Origin of the sequence: Microbacterium algihabitans (genome assembly GCF_032464975.1) — a bacterium.
In the GTDB taxonomy this organism is placed as follows: Bacteria; Actinomycetota; Actinomycetes; order Actinomycetales; family Microbacteriaceae; genus Microbacterium; species Microbacterium algihabitans.
The window spans coordinates 83,120-97,560 of record NZ_JAWDIU010000003.1; the positions used below are offsets into that span (position 1 = coordinate 83,120).

Genomic DNA, 14,441 nt, shown 5'->3' on the forward strand with positions numbered 1-14,441 from the left:
GGGCGCGACACGAGAGCGGGGCAGGCCTGCGGCCAGGCGAAGCTCACGACGAGGGGGCCGCGGTCGTCTCGACCTCGGCGATCTCGGGCGCGATGCGCCCCGCCTTCGCCTTCGGCTCGAGGTCTTCGCGCTGCACGTGTTCGGCGGCGGCGGTGATGCGCCGGGCCATGCCGCTGAAGATCAGGCCGTGGAACGGCAGCACCGACAGCCAGTAGAGCCGCCCGGCGAGCCCGGTCGGGAAGAACAGGGCGCGCTGGTCGAACCGCGCCCCCTCGCCCTCGGGGGTGGCCCGCAGCTCGAGCCAGGCCCCGCCCGGCACCTTCATCTCGGCGCGCAGACGGAGCAGGTGACCGGGCTCGATCGCTTCGACGCGCCAGAAGTCGAGGGCATCGCCCACGGTGACCACCGAGCGGCTGCGCCGGCCGCGGGCGAGGCCCACGCCACCGACGAGGCGGTCCATCCAGCCGCGGATCGCCCACAGCAGCGGCGAGGAGTACCAGCCGTTCTCGCCGCCGATCCCCTCGATCACCGACCACAGCTGCGCCGAGCTCGCCGTCGTCGTCATGGTGCGGATGTCGGTGTACACCAGGCGCCCCGACCACTCCGGGTCGCTGGGCAGCGGGTCGCTCGGGGCACCCGACACCTCGGAATCCTGCCAGCTGGTCTCGATCGCGTCGTCGTTCACGCGTCCCAGCGCGCGGCGCACGGCCTCGCGGTACGGCATGAGCCCGCCCTCGGGGCGCGGCACGAGATCGTCGATCGCGCGGTCCTTGACCACGCAGTCGTTCTGCAGCGACTCGACGAGAGGGCGCGCGATCGCCTTGGGGATCGGGGTGACGAGGTTGACCCAGTGCGAGGCGAGGCGCGGGGTGAGCACCGGCAGCGATGCGATCGCGCGCTGCGGCAGCCCCGCCTCCATGGCGTAACCGTTCATCATCTGGCCGTAGCGCAGCACGTCGGGGCCGCCGATGTCGGCCGCGCGGTTGACGTTGGGGGCGACGCGGGCAGCGCCGAGGAGGTAGTGCAGTACGTCGCGCACGGCGATCGGCTGGATGTGGTTGCGCACCCACTTGGGCGCGGGCATGTAGGGCAGCACGTCGGTGAGGTGGCGCACCATCTCGAACGAGGCCGAGCCCGAGCCGATCACGACGCCCGCCTGCAGCACGAGGGTGGGCACGCCGCTGCGCAGCAGGATCTGCCCCACCTCGACGCGCGAGCGCAGGTGGGCCGAGAGCGTGGCGTCATCGGGGTGGAGCCCCCCGAGATACACGATGCGCGAGACCGATGCCGCCGAGGCCGCGTCGGCGACGGTCTGGGCCGCGACCCGGTCGGTGGCCTCGAAGTCGCGGGCGCTGCCCATGGAGTGGATGAGGTAGTAGAGCACGTCGACGCCGTCGACCGCGGCGCGCACGGCGTCGACGTCGGTCGCGTCGCCCGCGGCGGTCTCGACGTCGTCTCCCCACGGGAAGGCGCCGACACGTCGCGGATCGCGCGCGAGCACCCTGACCCGGTAGCCCGCCGAGAGCAGCCGCGGCACGAGCCGCCCGCCCAGATAGCCCGTGGCCCCGAGGACCAGCGCGAGGGGTGCAGACCCGTCGGATCGCGGCTGCGCGACCAGGGCTGGTTCGCGGCCGGTGGGGGCGGAGAGCTCGCTCATGCCGGTCACGGTACGCCGCCCCTCCGACATCGCCGGGGGCTTGACCTCCGGCGGAGAAGTCTGCGGATCCGTGGACTAGCAAACCGCCGGGCGCAACGCCTGGACTGGAAACGCGAGCGCGATGGGGGTAACGGTAGAAGGATGAACGAGAAATCCCCCTCGGCATCCGGAGCCCCCCGGCTCGAGGTCGACGACGTCATCGTCGTCGACACCAAGCGCGTCCGCACCGCCATCGGCGGCACCGTCGTCGGCAACTTCATGGAGTGGTTCGACTTCGGCATCTACGGCTACCTCGCCGTGACGCTGACCGCGGTCTTCGCCTCCGACGTCCCCGCCCCGTGGGGCCTGCTGGTCACCCTCCTCGGTTTCGCGATCTCGTTCCTGGTCCGCCCGTTCGGCGGGTTCGTGCTCGGCCCCCTCGGCGATCGCATCGGCCGGCAGAAGGTGCTGTTCCTGACGATGGCCATGATGGCCTCGGCGACCGCGCTGATCGGCCTCCTGCCCACCTCCGCCCAGATCGGGCTCTGGGCGATCATCCCGCTCTACCTGCTGAAGATGATCCAGGGCTTCTCCACCGGCGGCGAGTACGCCGGAGCCACGACCTACGTGTCGGAGTTCTCCCCCGACAAGCGCCGCGGCTTCTGGTCGTCATGGCTCGACGTCGGTTCGTACGTCGGCTTCGCCGCGGGCGCCTCGGCCGTCGCGATCACCACCGCGATCACCACGTCGATCTCGGGCGAGAACGCGATGATCGACTACGGCTGGCGCATCCCGTTCCTGCTCGCCATCCCGCTCGGCATCGTGGCGATCTACTTCCGCCTGCGCATCCCCGAGACGCCCGCCTTCGAGCAGGGCGGATCGACCGAGATCGACGCGAGCGACCCGATGGCCCGGCAGGGCCTCGTCGGCATCGTCCGCCACCACTGGAAGGCGCTGCTGATCGGCATCGCTCTCGTGGCAGCGACCAATACCGCCGGCTACGCCCTCACGAGCTACATGCCGACCTACCTCGAGAAGGAGGTCGGCGTCTCGAACATCACGGCGGCGGTGGCGACGGTTCCCGTGCTGCTGGTGATGTCGGCCGCGCTCCCCCTCATCGGGCGGTTGAGCGACCGCATCGGCCGCAAGCCCGTGTATGCGATCGCCGCGGGCTCGGCCCTGGTGCTGCTGGTGCCGGCGTTCCTCATCATGCAGATCGGCGAGCTGTGGGCCGTCATGATCGCGCTGTGCCTCGCGGCCGTGCCGGTGGCGTTCTACGTCGCGATCTCGGCATCCGCTCTTCCGGCGCTCTTCCCCACGGCCTCGCGCTTCGGAGCGATGGCCGTGGCTTACAACATCGCCGTCTCGCTCTTCGGCGGCACGACCCCGTTGTTCAGTCAGGCGCTGATCGACCTCACCGGCAACACCCTGATGCCGGCGTTCTACATCATGTTCTTCGCCGCGCTCGGACTCGTCGCGCTCCTGGCGATGAGCGAGACCGCCAAGCGTCCGCTCCTCGGGTCGCTGCCCACGGTCGAAACGCCGGCCGAGGCCGAGGCCCTCGTCGAGGGGCAGGACGAAGACCCCTTCCTCGACACCTCGACCATGCCGCTGGCGATCCGCCGCTCGTAGCGGTGACGTGAAGGGGGCGGATGCCGAACACCTCGGCATCCGCCCCCTTCCACGTTCTCGGGGTCAGCGCCGTCGGCTGTTGCCGAACAGGCCGCGGATGACGCCGTTCACGATGCTCTTCGTGGCCCCGCGACCCAGCAGGCCGTCGAGCCCCGAGGCGGGTGTGCTCGTGCGGCTGCGCGGAGCGGCCGTCGACTTCAGGATGCGGTCGTACTCCCGCTGGGCCTTCTTCTGCGCCTCGGCGTTGGCTTTGTCGATCGCGGCCTTCTGCTTGGCGTATTCGGCGGCGTCGGCGGCCTCCTTCTTCGCCCGCTCGTCCGCTTCGCGCGCCTCGGTCGCCGCCTGCATGCGCGCACCGAGGATCTCGCGCGCCGACTCGCGGTCGATGGGCGTGCCGTAGGTCGAGAAGAGGGCGGATGCCGTCACGGTCGCGGCCATCGTCTCGGCGGCGATCGGCGACATCGAGGCGCGGGGCGCGAAGATGCGCGTCCACGCGACAGGGGTGGGTGCCCCCCGCTCGCTCATCACCGTGATGATGGCCTCACCCGTGCCGAGCTCCTGCAGCACCCGCTCGAGGTCGTAGCCCGAGTCGGGGTAGGTGCGCACGGAGGCGCGCAGCGCGGTGGCGTCGTCGGGGGTGAAGGCGCGTAGCGCGTGCTGCACCCGCGAGCCGAGCTGGGCGAGCACGTCTCCCGGCACGTCCTTCGGGGTCTGCGTGACGAAGAAGACGCCCACGCCCTTCGAGCGGATGAGCCGCACGGTCTGCGTGATCGCCTCGAGGAACGCCTTCGACGCGTCACGGAACAGCAGGTGCGCCTCGTCGAAGAAGAACACGAGCTTCGGTTTGTCGACATCGCCCACCTCGGGCAGCACCTCGTAGAGCTCCGCCAACAGGTACATGAGGAACGTCGAGTACAGCTCGGGGCGGGCGGCGACGTTCGGCACCTCGAGCAGGCTCACGATGCCCGCGCCCGAGGCGTCGGTGCGCAGGAAGATCGAGACGTCGAGCTCGGGCTCGCCGAAGAAGGTCTCGGCCCCGGCGGCCGAGAACGCGACGAGCTCGCGCAGGATCACGCCCGCGGTCGCCGCCGACAAGCCGCCGATGCCCTTCAGCTCGGCCTTGCCCTCGTCTCCGGTGAGGAAGGTGAGCACCGCCCGCAGGTCGGACAGGTCGACGAGGGCGAGCCCCTTCTGATCGGCGTAGTGGAACACGAGCCCCAGGCTCGACTCCTGCGTCGCGTTGAGTCCGAGCACGCGGCTGAGCAGCAGCGGACCGAAGCCCGACACCGTGGCGCGCACGGGGATGCCCGAACCCACATCGTCACCGAGCGCGAAGAACTCCACGGGGAACGCCCGCGCCGACCAGTTCTGGCCCAGGGCGGCGGTGCGCGCGGAGAGCTTCTCGCTGGGCGTCCCCGCGGCGGCCAGGCCCGACAGGTCACCCTTGATGTCGGCGGCGAACACCGGAACGCCGTTCTCCGAGAGCTGTTCGGCGAGCAGCTGCAGGGTGCGCGTCTTGCCCGTGCCGGTGGCGCCGGCGACGAGGCCGTGGCGGTTCGTCATGGCCAGCGGAATGCGCACGGGCACGGCGGGCACCGGTCCCCCGTTCACGAGCACGCCGAGATCGAGCGCTGCGCCGGTTCCGGCGTACCCGGCGGCGATGCCCGCGACCTGCGCTTCGGTGAGAGGCGCGTCGGGGGCGGGGGTTCCGGATGCCGCGGGGTGTGCGGGAGCGGCGGGGGTTGCGGGAGCGGCGGGGGTTGCGGGAGCGGCGGGGGCTGCGGGGGTCGCGGACTCGACCTCACCGCCGGGCGCCGGCGTCTGTTCGGCGGCCGGGGTCGCGGCATCCGGCGACGGCGTCCCCGACGCGGATCGGGCCCGTGCGGCGGCGGCTTCGGCCGCGGCGAGTTCCGCCCGCGCCCGCGCGAGCCTCACTTCTGCTTCGGCGGCCTCCGCCTCGGCGCGAAGACGCGCCAGCTCGGCATCGGCTGAGGTCGGATCGGAGGGCACGGCACCGGGCTCGCTCATGCGCGTCAGCCTACGACGAGGTCGCGGCCTCGGCATCCGCCTTGCGCGCGCGTCTGATGGCCAGTCGGTCCTCGTCGCGGGCACGCAGGCGGGAGAACGCCGCGGCCAGGATCAGCGCGGCCCCGGCGCCGACCAGGGCGCCGCCCACGGTGTCGGAGAGCCAGTGCGCGTGCAGGTACGTGCGGCTGAACGCCATGAGCACGACCCACGCGACGCCGACGATGCGCACCCAGACCTTCGGGAAGAGCACCGCCGCCACCACGGCGATCGTCGCGGCGTTGGCCGCGTGCCCCGAGGGGAACGAGCCGAAGTCGCTGAGGATGAGGATGTCTTCCGGGCGCGCGCGCCCGAACGTGTGCTTGAGCGCCTGCACGAGCAGCGCACTGCCGACCGAGGCGCTCAAGAAGTACAGCGCCGACCATCGTCGTCGCGAGAAGAACAGCGCGGCCGCGCCCAGCACCGGCACGATCAGCACCGCGGTGAGGTGGCCGCCGACGGTGTCCATGAAGATCGCGAAGACGTACACCGGCTGCGACGGAGCCGAGGCGAAGAGCTGGTTCCACCACGTGTCGATCGCGAAGGGGCTGGGGCCGCGGAAGAACACCCACGCGCCCAGACCGCACGCCAGAGCGACGAGCACGATGCCGACGGTGGCGCGGAAGCGCTGCGGGCGCGTGTCGAGCACGTCCTGAGTCGCTGTGGCATCCATCGCCTCATGATGCCGGGTCGGCGCCACCGAGGGAATGGCCCCCGTCAGCGCGGGGCGTGCAGGGGCCGTTCTGCTACTGTGTGCGCTCCCACGGGTGCGAGGGTCACGGCGCGAGACGCTCGACGGTGCGCGGGCGCACCAGCAGCCACAGCGAGAGCACGCCGATGACCGCGCAGCCCAGCATGACCGAGGCCATGGTCGTGGCGGTGATGCCCGAGCCGACCGACAGCAGTCCGACCAGCGGCGAGATGACGCCGGCGATGCCGAAGTTCGCCGCACCGATGATCGACTGCGCCGTGCCGGCGGCCTTGCCGTGACGATCGAGGGCCAGCACCTGGGCGCAGGGGAAGGTGAACCCGCACGCGGTCATGAAGAAGAACAGCGGGATGATCGTGCCCCAGAGTCCGAGCCCGAGCTGGTCGGTCAGCACGATAGCCCCACCGGCGACCACGAGCACCGCCGTCGAGACGGCCAGCACCCACTGCGGCCCGAAGCGCGCCGCCAGACGCGAGGCGATCTGCACGCCCACGACGACGCCGATCGAGTTGGCCGCGAACAGCACGCCGTACTGCTGGGCGTTGAAGCCGTACGACACCTGGAACAGGAACGACGACGCCGACAGGTACGAGAACAGGCCCGAGAAGGTCATCGCGCCGATGACGAGCACGCCGATGAAGACGCGGTCGCGGAAGACGCTGCCGTAGCGCTGCCACACGGTGGTCGAGCCGGGGCCCCCACGACGGGCGGCCGGAAGCGTCTCGGGGATGAACAGGATGGCCGAGACCAGCATGACCGCACCGTAGACGGCGAGCACCACGAAGATGCCGCGCCACGGCATGACCAGCAGCAGAGCGGAGCCGGCGAGCGGGGCGAGCACCGGGGCGACGCCCGACACCATCGCCATACGCGAGAGCATCACGACGAGGCGCTTGCCGCCGAACAGGTCGCGGATGATCGCCGCGGCGACGACGCCGCCCGCAGCGGCTCCGGCACCCATGAGCACGCGCGCGATCGAGAGGGTCTCGAGCGTCGGGGCGAGAGCGGCGAACACGCTCGCGACGACGTGCAGGGCGGTCACCGACAGCAGCGGCACGCGGCGGCCGACCTTGTCGCTGAGGGGCCCGACGATCAGCTGACCGAGCGCGAAGCCGATCATCGTGCCGGTCAGCGTGAGCTGGATCGCGGCCGCGGTGGTCTGGAAGTCGGCCTCGAGGGTGGGGAACGCCGGCAGGTACAGGTCGATCGTGAAGGGCCCGAGGGCCGTCAGCGCACCGAGAACGATGATGTAGAGCAGGCGGCGCGACGACGGGATCGCGTCTCCCGGGTGCAGCACGATCGGCGCGGTGGCGGGGTTCTTGCCGAGCGCGCGGATGGCGCCGGTGTGCGTCTGCGCGGAGCGGGAGTCGGAGGAGACGACGGGAACGGAAGCAGTATCGAGCACGGGGGTTCGTTTCGCAGCATGGACAGCCCGAACGGGTCGGGCTGAGAAAGTTTGGGGGGAATATCGAACCTCGAATCGATTCGACTTCGTTCATACTAGCGCGCAGACCCCCTGCGCCACCATCCGGGCTCGCGGGTTCCTCCCAGGCCGTCAGCTCATTCACCCGAATAAAATGGACCCGTCGGCGGCTGCCGATGCGTCCCGCCCACCAGAGAGACGAACACAGCGCATGACCTCTTCCTCCGACAAACGTGCCAGCGGAAACCCGGCCAAACAGGCGCAGATCGACCTCACCGTGAAGCAGCAGCGCGAGCAGAAGCGCCAGGAGAAGCTCGCGGAGTACCAGAAGCAGGTCGCGAAGCGGAAGCGCGGGAAGCTCGTGTGGTGGGTCGTCGGTTCGACCGCGGCCCTCGTGGTGATCGGCCTGGTCGTCGCCTCGTTCGCGTTCGCCCCCGCTCCCCCCACCAGCTACCAGGCGGGCAACAGCACCGGCCGCGAGATCGACGGCGTGCAGACGTTCGAGAACCGCTCCGATCACGTGCAGGGCACCGTCACCTACGAGCAGACCCCGCCCGCGGGTGGCCCCCACAACCCGATCTGGCTGAACTGCGGTGTCTACACCGAGCCCCAGCAGAACGAGAACGCGGTGCACTCCATGGAGCACGGCGCCGTCTGGATCACCTACGACCCCGAGCGGGTCGACGCAGCCGGCATCGACGCCCTCAAGGCCGTCATGCCCTCGAGCTACGCCCTGCTCTCGCCCTACCCCGGCATGGACACCCCCGTCGCGGTCAGCGCGTGGAACCACCAGCTGAAGGTCGACGACCCGTCCGACCCGCGCATCTCGGAATTCTTCACGGAGTTCTGGCGCAGCCAGAACGCCCCCGAGCCGAACGCCGCGTGCTCCGGTGGAGTGAACGGCCCGGGCCGGGCCTGATGACCGACGACACCCCGGTCGCGCGCCCCGCCGTCCGGTGGGCCGTCGTCGCACTGGTCGTCGTGGCGATCGTGGCCGTGGCGTTCGCGATCGGACGCTTCACCGCGTTCGGCGCGACCGCCGCGCCCGCGCATCCCTCCGACACGTCGGCGGATGCCGGCTTCGCACGCGACATGCAGGTGCACCACACGCAGGCGGTGCTCATGGCGATGGAGATCTACCGCAAGACCTCCGACGACGAGCTGCGCAGCCTCTCGTACGACATCGCCACCGCCCAGTCGGGCCAGCGCGGCGAGATGTACGGGTGGCTCGTCGAATGGGGGCTCCCCCAGTCGTCGTCGCAGCCGCTCATGACGTGGATGGAGAAGTCGGGCGAGCACAGCCACGGCGACACCGCCACGCTCACCGAGCAGCAGCTGCTCGATGAGATGGGCATGGCGACCGACGCGCAGCTCGACGAGCTCCGCAGCGCCGAAGGTCAGCCCGCCGACTGCCTGTTCCTGCAGCTCATGATCCGCCACCACGAGGGCGCGATCCCCATGGCGCAGGCCGTCATCGAGCTCGGCAGCGATCCCCGCGTCAAAGAGGTCGCCGGCGCGATCGTCACCGGCCAGTCGGCCGAGCTCGACGCGATGCGCGACATCCAGTCGCGCCTGGGCTGCAGCGCCTGACCGCCCGGCGCGACGCGCGCCGCGATCCGGACCGCCCGCGCCCCGCGGCATCCGCCCCACCCCACCCGTGAACGCGATCCGCTCGCGTCGACGGTCTCTCCTCGCGTCTTTGCGGGCGGATGCCGTTCATGCACGCGCCCCCGGCCGATATCCCCCGCCACCCGGGCACCTCGCCACCCGGCGCACCTCGCCAGCCGGCGCACCCCGCCACCCGGCGCACCTCGCCACCCACCGACCGCCGGGAACGACGAAGGGGCGCGACACCCGTGCGGATGCCGCGCCCCTTCGGTCGTGACGGGCTCAGCCCTTCGTCGCTCCGGCCAGCAGGCCGCGCACGAAGAAGCGCTGCAGCAGGAAGAACACGATCAGCGGCACGAGGATCGAGATGAACGTGCCCGCGGACTGCAGGAACCACTGGTCGCCCCAGGTGCCCGACAGCGAGTTGAGCGATTGCGTCAACGGCAGAGACGACGATGGCGCGAAGATCGTCGCCACCAGCAGGTCGTTCCACACCCAGATGAACTCCAGCACCGCGAACGACGCGAGCGCGGGGGCCGCGAGCGGGAGGATCAGGCGGAAGAAGATCTGCCCGTGACCGGCCCCGTCGACGCGCGCGGCCTCGATGACCTCGGCCGGGATCTCGGCGATGAAGTTGTGCAGCAGGAAGATCGCCAGCGGCATCGCGAAGATCACGTGCGCGATCCACACGGTGGCGAAGCTGTGCTCCACCCCGCGCAGGTCGAAGCCCGGGAAGATCGTGACCTCGTTGATCGTCAGCCCGCGCGAGAACAGGCTCAGCAGCGGCACGAGGGCCATCTGCAGCGGCACGATCTGCAGCGCGAAGATGAAGATGAAGAAGAAGTTGCGGCCCTTGAAGTCGATCCAGGCGAAGGCGTACGCGATGAGCGAGGCGACCGCGAGGGCGAAGAGCACGACCGGGATCGTGATCGCCAGCGAGTTCAGGAACGACTGCGCCAGCGTCAGGGCGGTTCCGCCCGAGGTCAGCGCGAGCCGGTAGTTGTCCAGCGTGAACGCCGGGTCGACGAACACGGTCCACCAACCGGTGGACTGCGTGTCGGAACCCGGACGGAACGACGTGATGAACAGGCCGAACGTCGGGATCGTCCAGAAGAAGGCGATCACGATCGCCGCGATCGTCGCGCCCTTCGAGGTGAGGCGCTTGCGCGCCATCGCCTCGTGCTTGCGCGTGTCGCGGGCGACCTGGCGGGCCGAGCGGTTGTCGGTGGTGGGCTCGATCACCACGGTGGAGGTGGTCATCGCACTTCCCTCTGCTTCCGGATCTGGCGCACGTTGAAGATGATCAGCGGCAACACGAAGATGAACAGCACCACGGCCAGCGCAGCGGAGTGCCCGTAGCTCTGGAATCGCTGCTGCTGGTTGACCATCTCGAAGGCGAGGACGGTCGAGTCGTTACGTCCACCGGTCATGACGGCGACGATGTCGTAGATCTTCAGCGCACCGATCGCGATGGTGGTCAGCACGACGATGAGCGACGAGCGGATGCCGGGGACGGTGACGTTGATGAAGCGCTCCCAGGCGCTCGCGCCGTCGAGCTCGGCGGCCTCGTTCTGCTCTGGCGGAACGGCCTTGATGGCCGCGGACAGGATCACCATGGCCAGACCCGTCTGGCTCCAGATGAAGACCACGACCAGCAGAAGGGTGTTCACCAGCGGCGCCGCCGACAGCCACGAGATCGGCTGACCGCCGAAGGCCGTGACGATCGCGTTCAAGACGCCGAGCTGGTCGCCCTGGCGGAAGTCGTAGACGAACTTCCAGATGATTCCGGCGCCGACGAACGAGATCGCGAACGGCATGAAGATGAGGACCTTGAGGTACTTCTCGCCCGCGGCCCGGTCGATGAAGACGGCGTACGCGAGACCGATCGCGGTGGCGATGGTCGGGGCCAGCAGCACCCAGATGAGGGTGTTGATGACCGACCAGAAGCCCTCGGGGTTCGTGAAGGTCCAGATGTAGTTCTCGAAGCCGACGAAGTTGTCGCCCGTCTTGTCGAAGAACGACTGGAAGAACGTGGTGATGGCCGGGTAGACCAGGCCGATCAGCAGGAGGATCGCCGCGGGTGCGGCGAAGAGGATGAGCTGGAACAGGTAGCCGGCGCCCTGGCGTGAGCGGTAGTCGGCGTAGAAGAGGATCGCGCCCAGGATGACAGCGATGCCGAGCACGTAGACGACGGCGTTCTGGTAGGGCCGCAGCAGCATGAAGGCCAGCACCGGGATCGCGAAGCACGCGATGAGGCGGAGCCAGAAGTATCCCTTGCCCGCGCGCGGCGCGTACTCGATGAGCAGCAGCAGGAGGGCGACCACCACGCCGAACACGACGATGACGAGCGGGATCTGCACGAGGGGGCTCAGGCCGCCCAGCCAGATGAAGAAGCTGTTGAGGGAGAAGCCGAGGGTGGTCGGCTTGGTGTCGGCGGGAGCGCGCGTCACCATGAACAGGAAGAGCGCCACCGCGAGGATGAGGCCCACGAGGACCACGATCGTCGTGGTCCGTCTCGTGGCGGCGGTGCCGCGCGATGCACGGGCCTCTCTGCCACGCGGCGGTGGCGACGCCGCCGGCGTCGTCTCCGCGTTCTTGATGTCGGTCATGACGTCCCTCCCGAACACGCCTTCGTGCTCATCGATGAGTGCCCGTTAGCAACAGGGCGGATGAGAAGTATGGACCCGGTGGGCCGCCCGCGTCGCGGACGGCCCACCGGTTGATCTTCCAGGGTCAGTTGTCGTAACCGGCCTGAATGTCGCTCAGCACCTGGTCGGTGGGCGTGCCGTCGATCCAGCTGACCATGCCCTTCCAGAACGAGCCCGAGCCGACGGTGGCCGGCATGAGGTCGGACGCGTCGAAGCGGAGCGTGGTGTTCGGGTCCTGCAGCGTCTTCATCGCCTCGGTGAGGAACTCGCTGGAGGCGAGCGACGGGTCGGCGCCCTTGTTCGCGGAGATGACGCCGCCGAGCTTCACGCGAGCGTTGGCGAAGTCGGGGGTCGACATGAACTCGGCGACCTTCTGGACGGCCTCGTTGTCGGAGAACGTCGCGACGAACTCGCCGCCACCCTCGACGGCCAGCTCGCCCTCCTTGACGCCCGGGAGCAGGAACGCGTAGACGTCGCCGTCGGGGGCGATCGTCGGGGTCGCGCCGGCCGCGGTCTTCACCGTGAGGAAGTTGGCCGAGAGGAACGACGCCTGGTGCGTCATCGGGCAGCTGCCGTCGGCGACCTTCGCGGCCACGTCGGCGAACGCCGTCGAGTTGATGCTCTTGACGTCACCGAAACCGGCGTTGACGTACGACGGGTTGAGCAGGATGTTGCCGACCGCGTCGAAGGCTTCCTTGATCTGGGGGTCGGTGAACTTGACCTCGTTGGCGACCCACTGGTCGTAGACGTCGGGGCCGGACTGGCGCAGGACCATGTCCTCGATCCAGTCGGTGCCCGGCCAGCCCGACGCGGCGTCGGAGGCGAAGCCGGCGCACCACGGGGCGGCGCCGGTCTTCTGCTGGATGGTCTGCGTCAGGGTCATGAGCTCGTCGAACGTCTTGGGAACCTCGACGCCCCACTCCTTGAACTTCGCCGGCGAGTACCAGACGTAGCCCTTGAGGTTGGCGAGCATCGGGGCGGCGTAGAACTCGCCGTCCTGGGTGCCGTAAGACTTCCAGTCCTCGCCCCAGTACTCGTCGACGTTCTTCGACACGGTGTCGGACGCCTTCTGGACGTCTCCGGTGCCGATGAGGGTCTTGAGCAGACCGGGCTGCGGGACGATCGCGATGTCGGGGGCGTCGCCACCGGACACCTTCGTGACGATGTTGCCCTCGAAGCTCTTGTCGCCGGTGTAGACGACCTTGATGCCGGTGTCCTTGGTGAACTGCTCGAAGCTCTGGTTCAGCGCGTCGGCCTCGGTACCGGTGATGCCGCCGGAGATGCGGACGGTCGTGTCGCCTCCCGAGCCGCTGCCGGTGCCGCCGCTGCTGTCACCTTCGGCGCAGCCTGCGAGGGCGATCGCTCCGACCGCCAGCAGCCCGACGGGAGCCAGCAGGCGATACCGCTGTGACATACCCATGTGATCTCTCCTCTTTGAGTTCAGTGGTGCATCGGAACCTGTCAGGAACCGATTCCAGGCAACCGTAGATGCAATCCCGAAGAGTTGCAACCGGTCCCACATCACGAACCGATAACTCCCGAAAACACGCGGGATCTCGGCCTGGATCCGACGCGAAACCGGTTCCAGTTCGGGTCGATCTCGGATACGCTACTTCGACGTCGACACGGACGTCGACCACGGGAAGAAAGATCACGCATGAGCGGAATCGCCGATGTGGCACGCCTCGCCGGGGTGTCGAAATCGACCGCGAGCCGTGCTCTCACGGGCGGCGGCTACGTCTCCGACAGCACGCGCCGACGCGTCGCGGACGCCGCGGAATCCCTCGGCTACGTGCCCTCGACGAGCGCGGTGAGCCTAGCCACCGGGCGCACGCGCACCATCGCCCTGATCGTGCCGAAGGTCAACCGCTGGTACTTCGGATCCATCGTCGAGGGCGTCGAACGCACCCTCATCCCCCTCGGCTACGACGTGACCCTGTACGTCGCGGAGCCCGGGTCGGACGACCGCGAGACGCTGTACTCGACCTATCTCGCGAGAAAGCGCTTCGACGGCATCATCGCCGCGGCCCTCGAGCCCGACGACGCCGATCTCGAGCGTCTCGCCAACATCGGCAAACCCGTCGTCAGCATCGGCAACCCGCTGACGGGCGTCCCCACCCTCGGCCTCGACAACGTCGCGATCACGCGCAACATCACCGAGCACCTGATCGCGCTCGGCCACACCGACATCGCCTTCGTCGGCAGCACCCCCTCGACCGACGCACCCGCGAAAGACGTCGACGAACGCTCGATCGGCTACCGCAACACCATGAACGATCACGGCCTGGCCGTGCGCATCCGCAGCGTGCCGGCGACGCTCACCATCACCGACGCGTACGCGGCGGCGGTGTCGTTCCTCGCCGACACGGCGACGCGTCCCACCGGGGTGGTCGCCGCGTGCGACGAGGTCGCGATCGGCGTCATCATCGCCGCGCGCAGGATGGGCATCTCGGTACCGACCGAATTGAGCGTGGTCGGCATCGACGGTCACGACTACGCCGAGATGTTCTCGCTCACCACCGTTGAGCAGTTCCCCGAGGCCCAGGGCGTCGAGGCCACCCGCCTGCTGCTGTCGATGATCGAGGGCACCAGCCAGCCGCCGTGGCGCACGCCCGCCGAGACCCGTCTCGTGGTGCGCGCCTCCACCGCTCCCCCGCGACCGGCCTGAGCCACCCCGGCCGCGCGACCGGCCGGGAACGACGAAGACCCCGGATGCCGCGG

The 14,441-nt window shown here is 69.5% G+C and carries 11 protein-coding genes; 4 read left to right on the forward strand and 7 right to left on the reverse strand.

Annotated features, from left to right (window positions below; genetic code table 11):
• Positions 1-43: 43 nt before the first annotated feature.
• On the reverse strand, positions 44-1,657 hold the full coding sequence (locus tag RWH43_RS10030; protein WP_144832789.1) for an SDR family oxidoreductase: 1,614 nt from the start codon (positions 1,655-1,657) through the stop codon (positions 44-46).
• A gap of 141 nt (positions 1,658-1,798) precedes the next feature.
• Here RWH43_RS10030 and RWH43_RS10035 point away from each other — a divergent pair, with 141 nt between their 5' ends.
• On the forward strand, positions 1,799-3,268 hold the full coding sequence (locus RWH43_RS10035) for an MFS transporter (protein ID WP_154097368.1): 1,470 nt from the start codon (positions 1,799-1,801) through the stop codon (positions 3,266-3,268).
• Between the two features lie 63 nt (positions 3,269-3,331).
• On the opposite strand, the gene RWH43_RS10040 is transcribed toward RWH43_RS10035, so the two are convergent.
• The 3 genes from RWH43_RS10040 to RWH43_RS10050 form a co-directional block, all read right to left on the reverse strand.
• The gene (locus RWH43_RS10040) at positions 3,332-5,296 is read right to left on the reverse strand and encodes a helicase HerA-like domain-containing protein (RefSeq protein ID WP_316001397.1); all 1,965 of its coding nucleotides are present in this window, start codon (positions 5,294-5,296) and stop codon (positions 3,332-3,334) included.
• A 10-nt stretch (positions 5,297-5,306) separates the two neighbouring features.
• The gene (locus RWH43_RS10045) at positions 5,307-6,005 is read right to left on the reverse strand and encodes a phosphatase PAP2 family protein (protein ID WP_144832784.1); all 699 of its coding nucleotides are present in this window, start codon (positions 6,003-6,005) and stop codon (positions 5,307-5,309) included.
• A gap of 103 nt (positions 6,006-6,108) precedes the next feature.
• Positions 6,109-7,446 carry a multidrug effflux MFS transporter gene (locus RWH43_RS10050; protein WP_186325494.1) on the reverse strand — a complete coding sequence of 446 codons (1,338 nt, stop codon included), beginning with the start codon at positions 7,444-7,446 and terminating at the stop codon, positions 6,109-6,111.
• A gap of 229 nt (positions 7,447-7,675) precedes the next feature.
• Here RWH43_RS10050 and RWH43_RS10055 point away from each other — a divergent pair, with 229 nt between their 5' ends.
• Both RWH43_RS10055 and RWH43_RS10060 read left to right on the forward strand, forming a co-directional pair.
• Positions 7,676-8,383, forward strand: a complete 708-nt coding sequence (locus RWH43_RS10055) for a thioredoxin-like domain-containing protein (protein WP_144832782.1) — start codon at positions 7,676-7,678, stop codon at positions 8,381-8,383.
• Positions 8,383-9,054 carry a DUF305 domain-containing protein gene (locus tag RWH43_RS10060; RefSeq protein WP_154097365.1) on the forward strand — a complete coding sequence of 224 codons (672 nt, stop codon included), beginning with the start codon at positions 8,383-8,385 and terminating at the stop codon, positions 9,052-9,054. Before RWH43_RS10055 ends, RWH43_RS10060 begins: the two co-directional genes overlap by 1 nt.
• Before the next feature lie 300 nt (positions 9,055-9,354).
• Here RWH43_RS10060 and RWH43_RS10065 read toward each other — a convergent pair whose 3' ends face one another.
• The 3 genes from RWH43_RS10065 to RWH43_RS10075 all read right to left on the reverse strand — a co-directional run bounded on the left by RWH43_RS10065 (position 9,355) and on the right by RWH43_RS10075 (position 13,140).
• On the reverse strand, positions 9,355-10,332 hold the full coding sequence (locus tag RWH43_RS10065; protein ID WP_144832779.1) for a carbohydrate ABC transporter permease: 978 nt from the start codon (positions 10,330-10,332) through the stop codon (positions 9,355-9,357).
• Entirely contained in the window at positions 10,329-11,681 is a 1,353-nt protein-coding gene (locus RWH43_RS10070; protein ID WP_373459193.1) for a carbohydrate ABC transporter permease, read from the reverse strand. The genes RWH43_RS10065 and RWH43_RS10070 overlap by 4 nt, the downstream gene beginning before the upstream one ends.
• Before the next feature lie 124 nt (positions 11,682-11,805).
• Positions 11,806-13,140 (reverse strand): ABC transporter substrate-binding protein, encoded by a 1,335-nt coding sequence (locus RWH43_RS10075; RefSeq protein ID WP_144832777.1) that lies wholly within the window; start codon positions 13,138-13,140, stop codon positions 11,806-11,808.
• A 237-nt stretch (positions 13,141-13,377) separates the two neighbouring features.
• On the opposite strand from RWH43_RS10075, the gene RWH43_RS10080 reads away from it, so the two are divergent.
• The gene (locus RWH43_RS10080; RefSeq protein ID WP_144832775.1) at positions 13,378-14,388 is read left to right on the forward strand and encodes a LacI family DNA-binding transcriptional regulator; all 1,011 of its coding nucleotides are present in this window, start codon (positions 13,378-13,380) and stop codon (positions 14,386-14,388) included.
• Positions 14,389-14,441: the final 53 nt, after the last annotated feature.

What these genes read in the sequence shown, in the direction of transcription:
- RWH43_RS10060 (WP_154097365.1), top strand. Translation starts at nt 8,383, where the DNA reads ATGACCGACGACACCCCGGTCGCGCGCCCCGCCGTCCGGTGGGCCGTC.
- RWH43_RS10065 (WP_144832779.1), bottom strand. Translation starts at nt 10,332, where the DNA reads ATGACCACCTCCACCGTGGTGATCGAGCCCACCACCGACAACCGCTCG.
- RWH43_RS10055 (WP_144832782.1), top strand. Translation starts at nt 7,676, where the DNA reads ATGACCTCTTCCTCCGACAAACGTGCCAGCGGAAACCCGGCCAAACAG.
- RWH43_RS10040 (WP_316001397.1), bottom strand. Translation starts at nt 5,296, where the DNA reads ATGAGCGAGCCCGGTGCCGTGCCCTCCGATCCGACCTCAGCCGATGCC.
- RWH43_RS10030 (WP_144832789.1), bottom strand. Translation starts at nt 1,657, where the DNA reads ATGAGCGAGCTCTCCGCCCCCACCGGCCGCGAACCAGCCCTGGTCGCG.
- RWH43_RS10035 (WP_154097368.1), top strand. Translation starts at nt 1,799, where the DNA reads ATGAACGAGAAATCCCCCTCGGCATCCGGAGCCCCCCGGCTCGAGGTC.
- RWH43_RS10045 (WP_144832784.1), bottom strand. Translation starts at nt 6,005, where the DNA reads ATGGATGCCACAGCGACTCAGGACGTGCTCGACACGCGCCCGCAGCGC.
- RWH43_RS10075 (WP_144832777.1), bottom strand. Translation starts at nt 13,140, where the DNA reads ATGGGTATGTCACAGCGGTATCGCCTGCTGGCTCCCGTCGGGCTGCTG.
- RWH43_RS10070 (WP_373459193.1), bottom strand. Translation starts at nt 11,681, where the DNA reads ATGACCGACATCAAGAACGCGGAGACGACGCCGGCGGCGTCGCCACCG.
- RWH43_RS10080 (WP_144832775.1), top strand. Translation starts at nt 13,378, where the DNA reads ATGAGCGGAATCGCCGATGTGGCACGCCTCGCCGGGGTGTCGAAATCG.